We start from the raw sequence: 18,051 nt of genomic DNA, 5'->3' as shown, positions 1-18,051 counted from the left end.
GGAGGGGACCATGACTCTCAACATCGGCATCATCGGGACCGGGATGATCGGTCAGGACCATATCCGGCGGCTGACACGGGTGCTTTCGGGTGCCGCCGTCGTCGCGGTGACCGACATCGACCTTGACCGCGCGCGGCAGGCGGCGCCCGAGGGGGCGCAGGTGTTCGACACGCCGAAGGCCCTGATTACGTCGGATCAGGTGGACGCCATTGTGATCTGCTCATGGGGTCCGGCGCATGAAGAGCAGCTTCTGGACTGCATCGCAGCCGGAAAGCCGGTCTTTTGCGAAAAGCCGATGGTGACCTCCGAGACCGCCGCGCTGAAAGTGATCGAGGCGGAGGTGGCCTTTGGCCGGCGGCTGGTGCAGGTCGGATTCATGCGCCGCTTCGATGCGGATTACCGGCGTCTGAAAGCGGTGATCGACGGTGGCACGCTGGGCGCGCCGCTCATGTACAAATCCGTGCACCGCAACGCGAGCGTGCCCGAAGGTCTTTATACCTCGGACATGCCGCTTAACGATACGCTGGTGCATGACGCCGACATTTCCCGGTGGCTTTTGTCGGACGAGGTGAAGGGCGTCGAAGTGCGCCTGCCGCGCCGGTCGACACGCGGCAAGGATCTGCGTGATCCGACGATGGTGCTTTTGCACATGGGCGAGGGCGCGATCGTCGATGTCGAGATCTCGGTCAACATCGCATACGGCTATGACATCCGGGGCGAAGTGTCCTGCGAGCAGGGTATCGCGGCCCTGCCGAACCGCCCCGCGACCGTCATCACCGATCAGCACGGCATCCGTCAGGCGATCCCCGAAGATTGGCGCGAACGGTTCATCGAAGCCTATGACCAGGAGTTCCGCGAATGGATCGTCGCGGCGGGGCAGGGCACCGCCACCGGGCCATCGGCGTGGGACGGATATGCGGCGACCCTTGTGGCCGACGCGGCCCTGCGGGCGGTCGACAGCGGCGGCTATGAGCCCGTCAGCATGATTGAAAAACCCGAGCTTTACGGCGCGGCGGCCAAACACGCCGCGGCCTGACACGCTCACCCTCTCAAGAAAGACAGTCAGATGATCAACGGCGAAAGAAGCATTGCGCGGCCCCTGCGTTGGGGCATGGTCGGCGGCGGCCGGACCGGGCAGGTGGGCTACAAGCACCGCACCGGCGCGCTGCGTGACGGCACCTATCAGCTGGTCGCGGGGGCCTTCGACCTCGACGCCGAGCGCGGTCGGGATTTCGGCACCAAACTGGGCGTGGCGGCGGATCGGTGCTACGCCACCTATCAGGAATTGATCGCCGCCGAGACCGGGCGCGAGGATGGCGTGGACGTGGTGTCGGTGGCGACGCCCAACTTCACCCATTACGAGATCACGAAGGCGCTGCTTGAGGCGGGGATCCATGTGATCTGCGAAAAGCCGCTGTTCTTCTCTGTGAAGGAAAGCGAAGAGATCAAGGCGCTGGCCGAAGAGAAGGGCCTGATCGTCGGCGTCACCTACGGCTTCACCGGACACCCGCTGGTGCATCAGATGGCGGCGATGGTGAAGAAGGGGATGCTTGGCGACATTCGCATTGTCGACATGGCCTATACCCACGGCTTCAACGCGGGCGACGATGTGGGCGCCCCCGAGGCGGTTCAGTGGCGCACCGATCCCAAACGGTCGGGTCCGACCTTCGTTCTGGGCGATATCGGCACGCACCTGTATTACCTCTCCGAGATCGTGTTGGGCGACATTCGGGTCGAAAAGCTCCTGTGCGACCGCACCGCTTTCATCCCGTCGCGTGCCCCTCTCGAAGATCATGCGACGGTCCTGATGCATTACGACAACGGCGCGCGCGGGCGGCTTTGGGTGTCGTCGGTGGATGCCGGCAACATGGGGTCGCAGCGTTACCGCTTCGTCGGGTCCAAGGCGTCGGTCGCCTGGTCCGACAGCCACCCCGATCAACTGGTCTATCAGGTGCAGGGCGAGCCGGAGCGGATCATGCATCACGGCATGCCCTACCTCGAGGACGAAAGCCTTGCCGCCGACCGGATGGGGGCGCTGCACACCGAAGGTTTGGGCGATAGCTGGTCCAACATCTACCTTTGGATCGCGCAGGCCATCGACGCGAAGATGCGCGGCGACGACGCGTTCCTCGCCAGCCACCACTACCCCGACATCAACGCAGGACTCGAAGGCGTGCGCTGGCTTGAGAACTGCGTGAAATCCGCGGACCAGGGCGCTGCCTGGGTCACCTTTGAATAACCGTCTCACTTAAGGAAACCGAGACATGAAACTTTCGATCTGCACCGATGTGATGGGCGATCTGTCCTTCACCGACATGCTCGACAAATGCGTCGATCTGGGCGTCGAGGGCGTCGAGATGACCGGCGGCGGCTGGTCGCCCGCGCCGCATTTCCGCGCCGATGAGCTTTTGGCGGACAAGGGTCTGCTCAAGCGCAAACTCAAGGAAATCGAATCCCGCGGGCTTGAGATCGCGGCGCTCAACTGCTCGGCCAACCCGCTTGATCCGGGCGCGATGGGCGAACGCCACCGCAAGGAAATGGAAGACACCTTCACGCTCGCGGGCGAAATCGGCGTGAAGAAGATCGTCACCATGTCCGGCCTGCCCGAAGCCGCCCCCGGCGACATGGTTCCCAACTGGCTCGTCTACACCAAGAGCTGGCCGGACGAGATGCCGGAGCGGGACCGTTACCAGTGGGAGGATCGCGCGTTCCCGTTCTGGCACGGTCTGGTCGAGCACGCGACCAAGGTCGGCGTCGAGAAGATCGCGCTCGAGAATTTCTCGGCCATGCTGGTGTGGAACCCCGAGACCCTGTTCCGTCTGCGCGATGAAGTCGGCCCGATGGTGGGCATGAACCTCGACCCGTCGCACCTGTTCTGGAAAGGGGCCTGCCCGATCGCCGTGGCGCGTGCCCTTGGCGATGCCATCCACCACGTCCACGGCAAGGACACCCGGATCGAGCGCGGTCTGGCGGATGTGAACGGCTATCTCGAACTCAAGGAGGTGACCGACGTCGCCAACCGCTCGTGGAACTACGTCGCAGTCGGCGCGGGTCACGATCTTCAGTGGTGGAAGGAGTTTTTCTCGGTCGTCGGCATGATGGGCTACGACGATTGGGTTTCGCTGGAGATGGAGGATTTCACCATGTCCACCAACGCAGGCATCCAGTCGTCCATCGACGCGCTGCAAGCGACGATCATCCGCTAACCTTCGGCCCGGGCGGCGCCGCGCGCCCCGCCCGGACCCTTCGGGAGCCGGCGCCATGTATAAGTTCATCATCACGATCGATTGCGTGCCGGGGGGGCGAGAGAAGATCCTTGCCCGCGCACCCGTGGCCCAAGCCGCCACCCGCGCCGAGGCCGGCTGCCTGCAATACGATTTCTTCGCCTGCACCGACAAACCGGAGCGGCTGGTGTTCGTCGAGACTTGGCAAGACCGGGCCGCCCACGATTTCCACATGGAACAGGGTCACACCAAGGACTTCATCGCCTTCCACGAACAGTTCCACGACCGGCTCGTGTTCGAGACGGTCCAGCCGGCCACAGACCAATGATCCAGTCTCAGATCACCATCACCTGCGCGCCCTGTTGCTGGGGTGTCGATGACGTCGCGAACCCGCACCTTCCGGCGTGGGAGACGGTTCTGGATCAAGCCGCGAAAGCCGGGTTCGGCGGGCTCGAACTTGGCCCCTACGGCTATATGCCGCTGGACGTGCCGCGCGTGTCCGAGGCGCTGGGAAAACGCGGGCTGACCATCGTGGCGGGCACGATCTTCGACGATCTGGTCGATCCCGCCAATCGCGAGGCGCTTTTGCGCCAGACGCGCGAGATCTGCGCCCTGATTACCGCGCTGCCGAAGCCTGCGTCGCTGGACGGGCAGCGGGTCGATGGCCCTTATCTGACCGTCATGGATTGGGGCCATGACGCGCGTGATTTCGCAGCCGGTCACCCGGATCGCGCGCCGCGGCTCGACGCCGCCGCTTGGGCGGGCATGATGGACAACATCCGCGCCATCGCCACCTTGGCCCGCGACGAGTTCGGCGTGCGCGCGGTCATTCATCCCCATGCCGGGGGCTACATCGAATTCGCGGACGAGATCGCGCGGGTGGCGGAGGACATTTCGCCCGATCTGGCCGGGTTCTGCCTCGACACCGGGCATCTGGCCTATTCGGGCATGGACCCGGTGGCCGCGCTCGACCGCTACTGGGATCGTCTCGACTATATCCATTTCAAGGATATCGATCCGGTCGTCTACGCGCGCATCCTGGGTGAGAAGATCCGCTTTTTCGACGCCTGCGCGCAGGGTGTCATGTGCCCCATCGGGCAGGGCGACATCGACTATTCCGCCATTCGCCGCCTTCTCACGGACAAGGGCTATGGCGGCTACATCACAATCGAACAGGAACGCGACCCGCGCAATCAGGCCGGGGTTCTGGGCGACCTCGCCGCGTCGCGTCGCTTCCTTGCCAATTCGGGGTTCTGAGCCATGACCAAACTTGACGTCATCACCATCGGCCGCGCGGGGGTCGACCTTTACGGCGACCAGATCGGCGGCCGGCTTGAGGATATGGGGTCGTTCTCGAAATACATCGGCGGCTCGCCCACGAACATCGCGGCGGGCACGGCAAGGCTGGGGCTCAAGTCCGCGCTCATCAGCCGGGTCGGGGACGAGCATATGGGGCGCTTCATCGTCGAAGAGCTGGCGCGCGAGGGGGTGAGCACGGCGGGGATCGTGACCGACCCGGAGCGGCTGACCGCGCTCGTCATCCTCGGCATCCGCGACGAAGAGCAGTTTCCGCTGATCTTCTACCGCGAGAACTGCGCGGACATGGCGTTGTGCGAGGATGACATCGACCCGGACTTCGTGCGCTCGGCCCGGTCGGTCGTGGCGACCGGCACGCATCTGTCGCACCCGCGCACCGAGGCCGCCGTTCTCAAGGCGCTGAAGATCGCGCGGGAGGCGGGGCTGCGCACCGCGCTCGACATCGACTATCGCCCGAACCTGTGGGGCGTGGCGGGGCATGGCGACGGGGAAAGCCGGTTCGTGGCCAGCGAAAAGGTCACCGAGAAACTGCTGTCGACGCTGCATTATTTCGACCTGATCGTGGGCACCGAGGAAGAATTCCACATCGCGGGCGGCACGACCGACACCGTGGCCGCCCTGCGCAGGGTGCGCGCGGTGTCGGGGGCGACGCTGGTGTGCAAGCGCGGCGCGGCGGGGGCGGTGGCGTTCGAGGGCGACATCCCCGACAGTCTGGACGCGGGCCAGACCGGGCCGGGCTTTCCCATCGAGGTGTTCAACGTGCTGGGCGCGGGGGACGGCTTCTTCTCGGGCCTCTTGAAAGGCTGGCTCGATGGCGAGGATTGGCCCACGGCGCTGAAATACGCCAATGCGTGCGGGGCCTTCGCGGTCAGCCGCCATGGCTGCACGCCGGCCTATCCGTCCTGGGCGGAGCTTCAGTTCTTCCTCGAGCGGGGCGTGGTGCGGCCCGATCTGCGCAACGACGAAGCGTTGGAGCAGATCCATTGGTCCACCAACCGCAAGGGCGATTGGTCGAGCGTCAAGACTTTCGCCTTCGATCACCGGATGCAGTTGGAAGAGATGGAGGGCTATTCGCTTGAAAAGGGCGGGGCGTTCAAGGAGCTGTGCCTGAAGGCGGCGCTCGACGTGTCGGGCGGGCAGGGGGGCTATGGTATCCTGTGCGACAACCGGATCGGGCGGTCTGCGCTTCATGCCGCCTCCGGCTCGGGCCTGTGGATCGGGCGGCCGACCGAACTGCCCGGTTCGCGCCCCATCGAGTTCGAGCCGGAGCTGGGGCCGGACTTCGGCGGCCTGCGCGAATGGGCGCGGGAAAACGTCGTGAAACTTCTGGTGTTCTGCCACCCCGACGACGACGCCGAGACGCGGGCCATGCAGGAGGGTCGGGTCAAGGCGCTGTTCACGGCGGCCCGGCGCAACGGGTTGGAGTTCCTGCTGGAGGTGATCCCGTCCAAGGTCGGACCCGTCGACGACACGACGACCGCGACACTGATCCAGCAGTTCTATGACGCGGGGGTTTATCCCGACTGGTGGAAGCTGGAGCCGTTCAAGACGGAGGCCGCGTGGGACAACGCCGTGGCCGCGATCGAAGCGAACGACCAGCATACGCGCGGGATCGTGGTGCTTGGGCTGGACGCGCCCGAAGCCGAGCTTGCCGAAAGCTTCGCGCTGGCCGCGAAGCAGCCGCTGGTCAAGGGCTTCGCCGTCGGGCGCACGATTTTCGGTGACGCGGCGCGGGCATGGATGAAGGGCGACATGAGCGATGCGGAGGCGGTCACTCAGATGGCCGAGCGTTTCGCCAAGCTTTGCAAGGTCTGGGACGGCGCGCGGGCGAATGCCCGTTTGAACGCCGCTTGAGGAGGACGACATGGGCACGATCAGGCTGACCGCCGCACAGGCGATGGTGAAATGGCTCGGCGCGCAGATGACCGAGGATGGTGAACGGTTCATCGAGGGCATGTGGGCCATCTTCGGACACGGGAACGTGGCGGGGATCGGCGAGGCGCTTCATATGTTTCGGGAGGAGTTCCCGACGTGGCGCGGGCAGAACGAACAGACGATGGGTCACGCGGCTATCGCCTATGCCAAGGCGAAGAAACGCACGCGGGCGCAGGCGGTGACCTCGTCCATCGGGCCGGGGTCCACCAACCTTGTGACGGCGGCCGCGCTGGCCCATGTGAACCGGCTTCCGGTGCTGATCGTCGCGGGCGACGTCTTCGCCAATCGCCGCCCCGATCCGGTCTTGCAACAGGTCGAGGACTTCGACGACGGCACCGTGTCAGCGAACGACTGTTTCCGCCCGGTGAGCCGCTATTACGACCGGATCACGCGGCCCGAACACCTGCTGACCGCGCTGCCCCGCGCGCTGCGCGTGATGACCGATCCGGCCAACTGCGGCCCGGCGGTCTTGGCGTTCTGTCAGGACGTGCAGACCGAGGCCTATGACTGGCCCGAAGCGTTCTTCGAACCGCGCGTCTGGCACATCCGCCGCCCCGGTGTGGATACGGATGAGGTGGCGCGGGTGGCCGAGATCATCCGGGGCGCCAAGAATCCCGTCATCATCGCGGGCGGTGGCGTGATCTATGCGCAGGCCGAAGCGACGCTGGGCGATTTCGCGATGAAGCACGGGATTCCGGTCGCCGAGACGCAGGCGGGCAAGTCGGCGATGGCGCAGGCCCATCCGATGAACTTCGGGGCGTCCGGTGTCGACGGGTCGGCCGCCGCCAATGCGATCTCGGAAAACGCGGATGTGGTGATCGGGGTCGGCACACGGTTGCAGGATTTCACCACCGGCTCGCGCACCTTGTTCGGGCAGGGCGCGAAGCTCGTGTCGATCAACGTGCATGGCTATGACGCCGCGAAACACGGGGCGACGAGCCTTGTCGGCGATGCGAGGGTTGCGCTCGAGGCACTCTCCGAGGCGCTCGGGGATTACAAGGCGTCGACCTTCGACCCGGCCATGCGCGAAGACTGGCTGCGCGCCGTCGACGCCTATTGCGCGCGTCCCGACGATCAGGCCGCCAAGCCCACCGATGGACAAGTGATCGGCGCGGTCCAGCGCGCCACAGGCGAAAACGCGGTCGCCATGTGCGCGGCAGGGACGATGCCGGGGGCGCTGAAGCTTTTGTGGCAGCCCAGCCAGGGCGGCTATCACATGGAATACGGCTATTCCTGCATGGGGTACGAGGTCGCGGGGGCCATGGGCATCAAGCTCGCCACCCCCGAGCGCGAGGTGATCTGTTTCGTGGGCGACGGCAGTTACATGATGGCGAACTCCGAACTTGCGACCGCCGTGATGCGCCGGGTGCCGTTCACGGTCGTTCTGACCGACAACCGGGGCTACGGCTGCATCAACCGGCTTCAGACGATGGGGTGCGGCGGCGAGCCGTTCAACAACATGTATGTCGACTGCAACGTCGAGGTGCAGCCGGAGATCGACTACGTCGCCCACGCGGCGAGCATGGGCGCCCATGCGGTCAAGGCCGGGGACACGGACCAGTTGGAAGCCGAGATCGCGGCGGCACGGGACCGCGACATACCGACGGTGATCGTGATCGAAACCATTGCCAACGACTTCCCCGGCACCGGGTTGGCTACGAAAGCGGGCGACCATGGCGCGTTCTGGGACGTGGCCGTGCCCGAAACCTCGACCCGCCAAAAGCAGGTCGACCGCTATCAGGAATATCTGGGACAGATCGCCAAAGCGCGGCTTGTGAACTGAGGAGATGTGACCATGGCAGACCTTTTGAAAAAGCCCTTCGGCACGCATGGCAAGGTGCATCAGATCACGCCCGAAAGCGCCGGGTGGCGCTACGTCGGCTTCGGGCTTTACCGTCTGCGCCCCGGCGAAACGGTGTCCGAGGCGACGGGCGGCAACGAGGTGATCCTCGTCATGGTCGAGGGCAAGGCGCAGTTCACCGCCACCGGGCAGGACTGGGGCGAGTTGGGCGAGCGGATGAACGTCTTTGAAAAGACGCCGCCCCATTGCCTGTACGTCCCGAACGGCGAGACGTGGGAGGCGACGGCAACCACCGACTGCACCATCGCGGTCTGCGCCGCACCGGGCCACTCGGGCCACCCCGCGCGGCGCATCGGCCCGGACGGCATCACGCTCACCGAACGCGGCAAGGGCGTGAACACGCGCTACATCAACAACATCGCGATGGAGGCCGAGGATTACTGCGACAGCCTTCTGGTGACCGAGGTGTTCACGCCGGACGGGCATTGGTCGAGCTATCCGAGCCACCGCCACGACGAAGACGACTTTCCGAACATCACCTATCTGGAAGAGACCTATTACCACCGCCTGAACCCGGCACAGGGCTTCGGCATCCAGCGGGTCTATACCGAGGACGGCACGCTGGACGAAACCATGGCCGTGAAGGACGGCGACGTCGTCCTCGTCCCCCGCGGCCACCACCCCTGCGGCGCACCCTACGGATTCGAAATGTACTACCTCAACGTCATGGCCGGCCCCCGCCGAAACTGGCGCTTCATCCCAGACCCCGCCGTGAAATGGATCATGGAGAGGGACGGGTGACGCGCCGCGCGTTGAACCAGATGACGGCGCGCGATTTGCCGTTCGAAGCGTTTCTCGATCTGGCTGCCGACTTGGGCTGTGTCGGCGTGGAGCCGCGCAACGATCTGGGGCGGCCCTTTTTCGATGGGGCGGACCCGGCGGTGGCCGCCGACATGGCGCGGGCGCGGGGTCTGAGGTTTCTGGGACTGTCCGAGGTCTATGGCTTCAACGTCTGGGACGATGAACGCGCCGGGCAAATTCAGGCGCTGATCGACGTTGCGGCGGCGTCCGGGGCCGAGACGATAAGCCTGATCCCGACGGTGGACGACCGCCCGACCCGCGCGCTGCGCGACGTCATGCGCGACATCCTTTCGATGGTCGAAGGCACGGGCGTGCTGCCCCTGATCGAGCCGATCGGGTTCGAAAGCTCGTCCCTTCGCGGAAAGGCCGATCTGGTCGCCGCAATCGAGGCTGTGGGGGGCTTCAAGCTGGTCCACGACACGTTCCAGCATGTCATCGCGGGCGAGACCGAGATTTTTCCCGAACATACGGGCATGGTGCATATCTCGGGGATTTCAGATCCCGATGTTCCGCTCGATGCCACGCAGGATGCCCACAGGGTGCTCGTCGATGAACAGGATCGTTGCGACAATCCGGGGCAGGTGCGCCGGTTTCTTGAGGGCGGCTATGCGGGCGTGTTTTCCTTCGAGGTGACGGAGCCTGCGCTGATCCGTGCCCCGAACCGGGACGCGATCGAGGCGTCGTTCAGGCTGTTGTCGCTTTGAAGGCGGCGCTGAGGGTTGGTCAAACGTGATGGCTAAAGGCTCATAACGAGAGTTATGTAATATCCGGGGCCGGAGCGGGTCCGCCCCTAGGCGTCGCGTTCGACGACCGCACGGAACCGCGCGTCGAATTCCCGCAGCGCGGGGTCGTCTTCGGCCATGGCGAGACGGGTCAGGCCGATGGGCGCCGGGCGGTCGGGAAACCCGGTGTCCACCCTTGCGAGGTCGGGCCTGAGCCCGGCGAGTTTGCGGTCGGAATAGGTGAGCATCGCGGCGGCATTGCTGTCCACCAGCATCTGCTCGGCCGATCCGAAGGACAAAAGCTCGCAGGTCTGGGTCGGAGGGGTCAGCCCGAGGTCCGAGAACACCCGTTCGAAATGCCCGCGCACCGGGGTGCCGTGCGGGGCCACGATCCAGTTCGTCCGCGCCAGCGCGTCGGGGTCGCGCCCGCTGCGGTGGAGCGGATGATCGCTGCGCGCGATGACCGTGAACCGCTCGTCATACAGATGCGTCTCGACCAGCCCCTCGGGGCAGTCGGGGCCGCGCATGATTCCGACGATCCGGTCGATTTCACGCCGCCGGAGCGCCTCGACCAAGCCGTTGTAGCTGCCGGGCACGCAGACCAGCCGCAGGTGCGGATGGTCGTTGGTCAGCGCACCGAAGGTTCTGAGGATCAGGTCCTGCCCCGAAAACGGGAGCATCCCGACGCTGACCCGCCCGACGATCTCGCCCTCCAACTGCCGCAACTGGGCGTGCATCCGGGTCAGGTGGTAGGCGATGGTGCCGGACAGATCGACGAGCGTGCGGGCCGGGGCGAGCGCCACCATGCCCCCCGCCTCGCGCCGGAAGAACGCAAGGCCGAAGCGCCCGGACAGGTCCGCCACCACCCGGCTGACGACAGGCTGGGTGCGACCGAGCCGCCGGGCGGCATGGGTCATGCTCCCCTCGCTGCAAATCGCGCGGATCGTGTCGAGTTGATCGGTTCGCAGATTGGTGCGCAAGGCCGGCGCGCCGGGGCGGTCGAGGCCGATTTCGCCCTGCGCCTTGTCGAGAGCGGTCACCACGTGACCGCAATAGCGCACCACCACATCGCCGCGGGGCGTCGTCTCGGCCCCGGACCAGCCGCGGCTGAAGATCTGGACGCCCAGCTTTTCCTCGGCGGACGAGATCAGCCGCGACAGCGTGGGCTGCGACACGTTGAGCATCCCGGCGGCCAGCTTGAAACTGCGCGACCCGGCGACGCTGCTGATCGCTACCGCTTCGCGAATGTCGAGGGGCCGGGGGATCGCCCCGGCCCGAGGTTCGGTTGCAGGCATCGCTTGGCCCCCGGTTCGGTCTTGTCGGCGACTATGCCGGGGTTTGGCCGACATGCCAAAGTCGAACCGCAATCGCTGCGCCGCGACGCTTTGGCCACGGCGCCGCCGTCATTTCTGGGCGCGGTAGCTTTCGCGCGATGCGGCGTGGATCGGCCACGGATGCACTTCGGCCGAGACCTCCATCTGCACGTGTTCTTCGACATGCGGCTTGTCGGTGCCGCCGTCCTTTTCACCCCAGAGGATGTTCAGCTTCGTGCCCTGTTCGGCCAGATCGCCGCGCACCATCGCGAGCGAAATCCACGCGCGTTCGTTGGCGGAATAGACCGGATAGGTCGAAACGCCGACCTGTTCGCCGTTCAGAAGCACCTGATCGTAGGGGTGCGCGGCATAGTGACCGGCGGGCAGTTCCATCAGCTTCGGGCCGGGGAACGGACCCATGAGGCCCGCGAAAATCTCAAGCACCGAAGCCTGATCCCAGACCAGCGTGACCTTGGTGCGATGTTCTTCTTCGGCCATCTTTTCCAGCGCGGCGCGCCCGATGAAATCGTGGTCGAACTTGACCACCCGGCCATAGTCGAGATCCCAGGGCGTCAGGTAGTAGTCTTCCACGTTCTCCGGCTGGAACGACCCGCCGACCGAGGTCACGGCGAGGAAGTTGTCGGCAGGCAGCCATTCGCGGAAGCCCTTCATCGCCTCGCCCGTGTAGATCGCGGGCAGCGGCGAGGGAATCCAACCCGATTCCATCGCGGCGCAGGAATAGGCGCGGGCACCCGCGCGCAGCATTCCGTGCTTTTCGCCCACCTCCATCAGACGGTCGTAGACCTTCTGGCCGTCTTCATACGGCCCCCAAAGCTCCAGCCCCTGTGCGCCGCCCATGCCGTGACTGAGAGTGCGTGCGGTGCAGCCCGCGACCGTGATCTCGCCCATGTTGAAGAACTTGGTGGTGAGCGGACCGCCCTCGTTCACCTCGTTCAGGATGTCGAGCGCCTTGGGCCCCTGCACCTCGAAACGGTAAAGCTTGCGCGGCTTGTCGCCTTCGAGCGAGCGGATGTCGAACTCGGTCGTGACGTCGAAGTTGCCGATCTCGGCCTGATAGGCGAGCCAGTAGGCCAGCGGCGGGCGACCGACATAGAGAATCTCGTCATCCTCCAGCCCAAAGATGATGCCGTCCCCGATCACGTAGCCGTCCGGGTTCACGCAGATCAGTTGCTTGGACTTGTTGCGCCCGAAACTGGCGAAGCTGTTCACGCCGACGTAGGACATGAACTTGATCGCATCCGGCCCGCGCACGTAAAGGTCGGTCATGTGGTAGGACTGGTTCAGAAGAACCGCGCCGTTGCGCCACGCCCGCACCTCTTCCATCCAGTTCGTGTATTGCGGCGCGATCGGGAACACATACGGCCCCTGCTGCGAATTTTGCAGCATGTCGGATGCGTTTTCATAAAGCGCGATGCGGTCTTCGAGTGTCTTGGTCATCGGTGTCCTCCTGACTGCGGATCGGTTGGCGACCCGCCAATACGTGCTGGAAGAGGATTTAGCGGGTCGGGGCCGGCTGCGCTTATGCGACTTCTCGATAAGCCGTTTCATAATCGGCATAATGGAGGGCGGCGGTGCGACACCGAGGCGTCGGGCACGCGCCGCCCTGCCGTTTCGCGCCTGAACCCTAGTTGAACATCGAGTTCGGGATCATCAGCGCGATCTGCGGGAACAGGATGATCAGCAGCAGGCAGACGATCATCGCGATCAGGAACGGAAAGACGCCCCGGAACACGGTGCCGAGCGCCACGTCGCCCGCCACGTTGCGCACCACGAAGACGTTGAGGCCCACGGGCGGCGTTATCATCCCCATTTCGATCACGATCACCGCGATCACGCCGAACCAGATCGGGTCGAAGCCGAGCGCCTGAATGACCGGGAAATAGATCGGGATGGTGATGACCAGCATGGCGAGACCGTCGAGGAACATGCCGAGCACCACGTAACTGAGCAGGATCACGGCAAGCGTGCCGTAGGTGCCCAGACCCAGCGCGTTCAGCCCCGCCTCGAGCCCGCCGGGCACGCCGGTGAGCGACAGGAACGGGTTCAGGACGTTGGCGCCGATCACGATCATATAGAGCATGGTCGAGGTCGTCACCGTCTCCATCACCGATGTCGCGAAGGATTTCAGGCCGATGGAGCGGGTCGCGAAGGCCAGCAGGATGGTCAGCGCCGCGCCGACGCCGGAGGCCTCGACCGGGGTGAAAACGCCCAGATAGATGCCGCCGATGGACACGACGATGACCACGATCAGCGGCAGCGCCTTGAGCAGAAGGGCGAAGCGTTCGCGGAACGCCACCCGTTCGCCGCGCGGGCCTGCGGCGGGGTCGCGCAGGGTGACGATCCAGATCGCCAGCATGAAAAGCGCCATCATCAGAAGCCCCGGCAGGATGCCCGCCATGAACAGCCGCCCGATGCTTTCCTCGGTCAGGATCGCGTAGATCACGAAGCCGGTGGAGGGCGGGATCAGGAAGCCCAGCGTGCCGCCTGCCGCGATGGCGCCGGTGGACAGGCCGGGGCCGTAGCCCAGCCGCTTCATCTCGGGCAGCGCGACCTTGCCGATGGTCACGGCGGTCGCGATGGACGAGCCGGAGACCGCCGAGAACGCCGCGCAGCCGATCACGCTGGCCGAGGCGAGACCGCCGCGCAGGCGACCGACCCAGGCATAGGCGGCATCGTAGAGCCCGCGCGAAAAGCCGGCGGCGGAGGCGACGTTGCCCAGAAGGATGAACATCGGGACGACGATGAGCGAATAGTTCGCGACGGCGGAATAGGTTTCGGTCATCAGGACCGCCCCGGCGCGGCGCAGACCGTCCAGCCACCAGATGCCGAAAAAGCCGGTTAGGAGCATCGCGAAGGCGACGGGCGTGCGCAGGATCATCAGCGCGAAGAGCGCGACGAAGCCAAGGATACCGATTGTCAGGTCAGCCATTCTCCGGCTCTCCGAATGCGCGCCGCGTCAGGATCAGAAGCACGATCTGAACGGCGAAAATCACGATGGCGAGGCCGATGCCCAGAACGACAAGCCCGTAGAGCGGCCAGATCGGCAGGTCGAGCATGTTGGTCGCGTCCCCGAACTCGGCGGCCTCGGTAGCCTTGTCCCAGGCGCGACCGACGAGAATCCAGAGCGCCCAGATCGACAGGGCGCGGGTCAGGATGTCGGCCAGCCAGCGCCCGACCCGGCCCAGAGCGGGGTCGAAGATGTCGGCGCGGACGTGGGCGTGCAGATGGGTGGCATAGGGCAGCGCGAGCATGGTGATCGCGACCGCGGCAAGCTGCACGATCTCGTTCACGCCCAAAAGCGGGTTGCCCATGACGTAGCGCATGAACACCGCGCTTGCGATCAGCCCCATCATCAGGATGAGCAACACGCCCGCCAAGGCGGCGAGCGCGAAGGTCGCCCGGCCGAACAGGTCCGGCCAGGCGGGAGTGCGAGCGGTGGTCATCGCGGTCAGTCGGCGGCGAGCGCGTCGATCCACGCTTTCGCGGGGATGCCTTCGGCCTCGGCATCTGCGACGATCTGCTCGACGGCGGCGGCGGAGGCTTCGTTGAACTTGGCCGCTTCATCCTCGGACAGGGTGATGACTTCTTTGCCGTCGGTGGCCGCGAAATCCGCCATCGCGCCGTCCGCTATCTTGAGCCACGTGGACCCTGCGGTCAGCGCGGCTTCGCGCCCGGCGTCCAGAACGGCCTGCTGCGCGGTGTCGTCCAAGTCCGCGAACACGTCACGGTTCATGATGAGGAAGAACTCGGAAATCGTGGTGTCCATGCCTTGGGTGATGAAATTCGTCACCTCGGCCAGCTTGAACGATTTCAGCGTCGTCGGGTCGATCATAGCCCCGTCGATCACGCCGGTCTGCATCGCGTTGTAAATCTCGGGCGCGGGCATCGAGACCGGGTTCGCGCCCCACGCCTGCACCACGATGCCCGCGTTGCGCGACGGCACGCGGATGTTCAGGCCCGCAAGATCGTCCATCGAACGCACGGGTTTTTTGGCGGTCAGGATCAGGTTCGGCGCGTTGTTCCACAGGCCGACAAGCTGCACGCGGCGGTATTCGTCCGACAGCATGTCCACGTTGTCCATCATCGCCTGCGTGCCGCCCTCGGCGGTGATGACGCCGGGAAGCTCGGAGATCAGCGTGAGCGGGAAATTCGACGCGGTGTAACCCGGCAGGCCAAAGGCGATGTCGGCCACGCCGTCCACCACGCGGTTGTATTGCTCGGCCGGACCAGCGCCCAGCTCGCCGCCCATGAACACCTTCACGGTCGTCTCACCCCCGGTGGCGGCGGAAATCGCCTCGCCAAACGGGGTATAGGTGGTGTCCACGATGAAGTGGGTGGGCGGCTGGAAATCGGCCAGTTTCAGTTCCTGCGCCACGGCGCCCGTGGCGATGGTGGCCGTGATTGCGGCCAGACCGATGGTCTTGATGATACCCATGGTGATCCTCCCTCTTGGGTGCAAAAGGCCCGGCGGCTGCACCGGGCCCAATTCGGGGAACGGGCCTTACGCCTCGTTCAATGCCTTGGCCTTGTCGCCGCCGCCCACGCCATAGGTGATGGCGACCTTTCGGCTTTTCTGGAACTCCTCCAGCGTCTCGCCCCGGAAGGCCGCGTAGACCTCGGGGTTGGGCACGCCAAGCACGGCGGCCATCTTTTCCAGCATGAAGAACGACACGCCGTAGTGGATCATCTCGATCCATTTGCGGCCCTTGATGAGCGCGATTTCCTCGTCCGTCAGGCCCCGCTCGGCGGCCAGCGCATCGAAATCGGTGCGGAAGCGGTCGCGGTGCTCGGGCTTGATGAGATCGTGCAGGAAGCTGTTGATGCGGAACGCGGCCTGAGAGCGGGCGTGGGTCAGCGGGTGCGTGCCTTCGACCTGATCGGCCCCGGCGAGGTGATAGCCGATGTGTTCGCGGTAGGCTTCCTTCGCGGCCTCGGTCGCGGGGGCGCCGTTGTCTTCGAGGATCATGGTCGCGATGTTCGTGACCGAGGGCGCATAGGTCATCTTGTGCTTCAGCGTCACGTCGTCCGACAGCGCGCCGCGCATGATGAGCCACATGATGACCTCGGCCCCTTCCATGCCGCCGTTGACCACGTATTCGGCCAGCCGCATGTTCGCGAGCTTTTCGGGGTCGGTTTCGATGAGGTTCAGAAACGCGTCGTCCCAGTCTTCGTTGATGAACCCGGCGCGTTCGCCGTGGACCTGATGGGACAGGCCCCCGGTCGCCATGATCGCGACGTTCAGATCCTCGGGGTAGCTTTCGATCGCCTTGCGCAGCGACTTGCCCAGCTTCCACATCCGAAGCGGCGACGGGATCGGGAGCTGCAGAAGGCCGCAGTGCAGCGGCACCACCTTGCCCGGCCACGGCCCGTCGGCGTCGCCCAGCATCGACAGGGGCGAGAGCATCCCGTGATCGACCGGCTTGCCCTGAAAGAAACTCATGTCGAATTCGTCGGCGGTCAGCGCCATCGCGATATGCTGGCTGAGGCCCAGATGCCCCTTGGCCGGCGGCACGTCGCGCGGCCCCCCGCCCTCGTCCGCCGGGAAATAGGTGTCGTCGATCCCCATCGAGAAGAACGGGTAGTGGTCGAAATAGAACGAGGTGACGTGATCGTTGTAGATCAGGAAGATCACGTCGATTTCCTTGTCCTGCACCCACTGGCGCACCACGTCGAACCCGTCGAAGATCGGCTTCCACGCCGGATCGTTGTGCTTGTTGGTGTCCTTGGCGAACCCGATGGTGGGCGAATGCGAGGCGCCGATGCCCCCGATGATACGTGCCATATGCTGTCCTCCGTCTGGCCGCCGGGCGCGAGCCCCGGCCGAGTCGCAGGCGATCATATGGAGGTGGACTTATTGAACAATACATACGAAACGAAAGGAGCGTTCAGTTTTTTGAACAAAGGAAGCGGACATGAAATGGAAGATCGACGACATCCCGGTCTTCGTCGCGGTGGTCGAGCAGGGTGGCATCTCGGCCGCCGCCGACGTGCTGGGTCAGCCGAAATCCACCGTGTCCACGACGCTCGCCCGGTTGGAGCACGCGCTTGGCCTGCGGCTGGTCGATCGCAATTCGCGCAACCTGCGGGTGACCGAGGAAGGCGAGGTGTTCTATCGCCAGTCCCTTCTCATTCTCGATCAGGTGCGCGAGGCGGACGCGGCCGCCGCCGGGCTGTCCGCCGCGCCCTCGGGCCGGGTCGTCGCCGCCATGCCGCCCGCCTTCACGCAGGAGGTCGTCGCGCCGCAAATCGCGACGTTTCAGGCGCGTTGGCCCAAGCTCGAACTGGATCTCGTGCTGACCACGCAAGGGGTCGAGCTTCTGCGCGATCAGGTGGATCTGGCCGTTGTGGTCGGCCCGATGGTGGACAGTGAACTGGTCAGCCGGGTTCTGGTCGCCGGTCCGCTCGCATGGGTGACCAGCCCGGCCTATGCCGCGTCGCATGACCTGACGGGCGGCACCGACAGCATCCGGCCCCATGTCCGCATCTGCGAGAAACGCTACGGGCGGCCGAGGATGCCGGTCCGGGTGGATGGCGCGCCCACGCATATCGACCTGTCGACGGGCATTTCCCACGTCAACAGCCCGCTGGTGGCCCGTGAGGCGGTGGCGAACGGTGCGGGCGTCTCGGCCCTGCCCCGGCTTTACATGCGCGAGAGCCTCGCCTCGGGCCGGCTGGTCGAGGTGTTTCGGAACGTGACCTTCGACCTCGACGCCTCGGTTCTGTCCGTGGTGTATCCGCACCGTCGCCTGCTGTCGCCGCGCTTGCGGGTGTTCGTGGATTTCCTCGAAGAGGTCTGCCGCAATCATGCGGACCGCTGACGCCTTCGCGCCGGTTTCATTGCGCTTCACGGGCCGACG

Annotated in this window: 16 protein-coding genes; 10 read left to right on the top strand and 6 right to left on the bottom strand. The window is 65.4% G+C overall.

Features of this window, described 5'->3' with window-relative positions; genetic code table 11:
• Positions 1-10: 10 nt before the first annotated feature.
• The 9 genes from HOY44_RS21550 to HOY44_RS21510 are packed head-to-tail and all read left to right on the top strand — an operon-like array spanning position 11 to position 9,842.
• Positions 11-1,036, top strand: coding sequence for a Gfo/Idh/MocA family oxidoreductase (locus HOY44_RS21550; RefSeq protein WP_287437759.1), 1,026 nt, complete (start codon positions 11-13; stop codon positions 1,034-1,036).
• A gap of 30 nt (positions 1,037-1,066) precedes the next feature.
• The gene (locus HOY44_RS21545) at positions 1,067-2,239 is read left to right on the top strand and encodes a Gfo/Idh/MocA family protein (RefSeq protein WP_287437757.1); all 1,173 of its coding nucleotides are present in this window, start codon (positions 1,067-1,069) and stop codon (positions 2,237-2,239) included.
• A 25-nt stretch (positions 2,240-2,264) separates the two neighbouring features.
• Positions 2,265-3,206 carry a sugar phosphate isomerase/epimerase family protein gene (locus HOY44_RS21540; protein WP_287437755.1) on the top strand — a complete coding sequence of 314 codons (942 nt, stop codon included), beginning with the start codon at positions 2,265-2,267 and terminating at the stop codon, positions 3,204-3,206.
• Between the two features lie 55 nt (positions 3,207-3,261).
• Positions 3,262-3,552, top strand: a complete 291-nt coding sequence (locus HOY44_RS21535) for a putative quinol monooxygenase (RefSeq protein ID WP_287437753.1) — start codon at positions 3,262-3,264, stop codon at positions 3,550-3,552.
• A complete protein-coding gene (locus HOY44_RS21530) occupies positions 3,549-4,481 on the top strand; it encodes a TIM barrel protein (RefSeq protein ID WP_287437750.1) in 933 nt (310 codons plus the stop codon). Before HOY44_RS21535 ends, HOY44_RS21530 begins: the two co-directional genes overlap by 4 nt.
• A gap of 3 nt (positions 4,482-4,484) precedes the next feature.
• Positions 4,485-6,395: a bifunctional 5-dehydro-2-deoxygluconokinase/5-dehydro-2-deoxyphosphogluconate aldolase gene (locus HOY44_RS21525; RefSeq protein WP_287437748.1), complete on the top strand. Its 1,911-nt coding sequence runs from the start codon at positions 4,485-4,487 to the stop codon at positions 6,393-6,395.
• A 10-nt stretch (positions 6,396-6,405) separates the two neighbouring features.
• Complete coding sequence (iolD, locus tag HOY44_RS21520) at positions 6,406-8,259, top strand: 3D-(3,5/4)-trihydroxycyclohexane-1,2-dione acylhydrolase (decyclizing) (protein WP_287437746.1); 1,854 nt, start codon at positions 6,406-6,408, stop codon at positions 8,257-8,259.
• 12 nt (positions 8,260-8,271) lie between these two features.
• Entirely contained in the window at positions 8,272-9,078 is an 807-nt protein-coding gene (iolB, locus tag HOY44_RS21515) for a 5-deoxy-glucuronate isomerase (RefSeq protein WP_287437744.1), read from the top strand.
• Complete coding sequence (locus HOY44_RS21510) at positions 9,075-9,842, top strand: TIM barrel protein (RefSeq protein ID WP_287437742.1); 768 nt, start codon at positions 9,075-9,077, stop codon at positions 9,840-9,842. The genes iolB and HOY44_RS21510 overlap by 4 nt, the downstream gene beginning before the upstream one ends.
• An 86-nt stretch (positions 9,843-9,928) precedes the next feature.
• On the opposite strand, the gene HOY44_RS21505 is transcribed toward HOY44_RS21510, so the two are convergent.
• From HOY44_RS21505 to HOY44_RS21480, 6 genes are all read right to left on the bottom strand, one after another.
• Entirely contained in the window at positions 9,929-11,155 is a 1,227-nt protein-coding gene (locus HOY44_RS21505) for a LysR family transcriptional regulator (RefSeq protein WP_287437740.1), read from the bottom strand.
• A gap of 108 nt (positions 11,156-11,263) precedes the next feature.
• Complete coding sequence (locus HOY44_RS21500) at positions 11,264-12,631, bottom strand: aminomethyl transferase family protein (RefSeq protein WP_287437739.1); 1,368 nt, start codon at positions 12,629-12,631, stop codon at positions 11,264-11,266.
• A gap of 187 nt (positions 12,632-12,818) precedes the next feature.
• Complete coding sequence (locus tag HOY44_RS21495; RefSeq protein WP_287437737.1) at positions 12,819-14,123, bottom strand: TRAP transporter large permease; 1,305 nt, start codon at positions 14,121-14,123, stop codon at positions 12,819-12,821.
• Complete coding sequence (locus HOY44_RS21490; RefSeq protein ID WP_287437735.1) at positions 14,116-14,637, bottom strand: TRAP transporter small permease; 522 nt, start codon at positions 14,635-14,637, stop codon at positions 14,116-14,118. Before HOY44_RS21490 ends, HOY44_RS21495 begins: the two co-directional genes overlap by 8 nt.
• 5 nt (positions 14,638-14,642) lie before the next feature.
• Positions 14,643-15,629 (bottom strand): TRAP transporter substrate-binding protein, encoded by a 987-nt coding sequence (locus HOY44_RS21485; RefSeq protein WP_287437733.1) that lies wholly within the window; start codon positions 15,627-15,629, stop codon positions 14,643-14,645.
• 66 nt (positions 15,630-15,695) lie between these two features.
• On the bottom strand, positions 15,696-16,976 hold the full coding sequence (locus HOY44_RS21480; RefSeq protein ID WP_287437731.1) for a gallate dioxygenase: 1,281 nt from the start codon (positions 16,974-16,976) through the stop codon (positions 15,696-15,698).
• Positions 16,977-17,106: 130 nt separating this feature from the next.
• Between HOY44_RS21480 and HOY44_RS21475 the strand changes: the two genes are divergently transcribed.
• The gene (locus HOY44_RS21475; RefSeq protein WP_287437729.1) at positions 17,107-18,012 is read left to right on the top strand and encodes a LysR family transcriptional regulator; all 906 of its coding nucleotides are present in this window, start codon (positions 17,107-17,109) and stop codon (positions 18,010-18,012) included.
• Positions 18,013-18,051: the final 39 nt, after the last annotated feature.

The organism is Maritimibacter sp. (genome assembly GCF_016774595.1).
Classification (GTDB): Bacteria; Pseudomonadota; Alphaproteobacteria; order Rhodobacterales; family Rhodobacteraceae; genus Maritimibacter; species Maritimibacter alkaliphilus.
Note: the sequence above shows the minus strand (reverse complement) of the source record. Positions and strands in the feature narration are given on the sequence as shown.

What these genes read in the sequence shown, in the direction of transcription:
- HOY44_RS21550 (WP_287437759.1), top strand. Translation starts at nt 11, where the DNA reads ATGACTCTCAACATCGGCATCATCGGGACCGGGATGATCGGTCAGGAC.
- HOY44_RS21545 (WP_287437757.1), top strand. Translation starts at nt 1,067, where the DNA reads ATGATCAACGGCGAAAGAAGCATTGCGCGGCCCCTGCGTTGGGGCATG.
- HOY44_RS21540 (WP_287437755.1), top strand. Translation starts at nt 2,265, where the DNA reads ATGAAACTTTCGATCTGCACCGATGTGATGGGCGATCTGTCCTTCACC.
- HOY44_RS21535 (WP_287437753.1), top strand. Translation starts at nt 3,262, where the DNA reads ATGTATAAGTTCATCATCACGATCGATTGCGTGCCGGGGGGGCGAGAG.
- HOY44_RS21530 (WP_287437750.1), top strand. Translation starts at nt 3,549, where the DNA reads ATGATCCAGTCTCAGATCACCATCACCTGCGCGCCCTGTTGCTGGGGT.
- HOY44_RS21525 (WP_287437748.1), top strand. Translation starts at nt 4,485, where the DNA reads ATGACCAAACTTGACGTCATCACCATCGGCCGCGCGGGGGTCGACCTT.
- iolD (WP_287437746.1), top strand. Translation starts at nt 6,406, where the DNA reads ATGGGCACGATCAGGCTGACCGCCGCACAGGCGATGGTGAAATGGCTC.
- iolB (WP_287437744.1), top strand. Translation starts at nt 8,272, where the DNA reads ATGGCAGACCTTTTGAAAAAGCCCTTCGGCACGCATGGCAAGGTGCAT.
- HOY44_RS21505 (WP_287437740.1), bottom strand. Translation starts at nt 11,155, where the DNA reads ATGCCTGCAACCGAACCTCGGGCCGGGGCGATCCCCCGGCCCCTCGAC.
- HOY44_RS21500 (WP_287437739.1), bottom strand. Translation starts at nt 12,631, where the DNA reads ATGACCAAGACACTCGAAGACCGCATCGCGCTTTATGAAAACGCATCC.
- HOY44_RS21495 (WP_287437737.1), bottom strand. Translation starts at nt 14,123, where the DNA reads ATGGCTGACCTGACAATCGGTATCCTTGGCTTCGTCGCGCTCTTCGCG.
- HOY44_RS21490 (WP_287437735.1), bottom strand. Translation starts at nt 14,637, where the DNA reads ATGACCACCGCTCGCACTCCCGCCTGGCCGGACCTGTTCGGCCGGGCG.
- HOY44_RS21485 (WP_287437733.1), bottom strand. Translation starts at nt 15,629, where the DNA reads ATGGGTATCATCAAGACCATCGGTCTGGCCGCAATCACGGCCACCATC.
- HOY44_RS21480 (WP_287437731.1), bottom strand. Translation starts at nt 16,976, where the DNA reads ATGGCACGTATCATCGGGGGCATCGGCGCCTCGCATTCGCCCACCATC.
- HOY44_RS21475 (WP_287437729.1), top strand. Translation starts at nt 17,107, where the DNA reads ATGAAATGGAAGATCGACGACATCCCGGTCTTCGTCGCGGTGGTCGAG.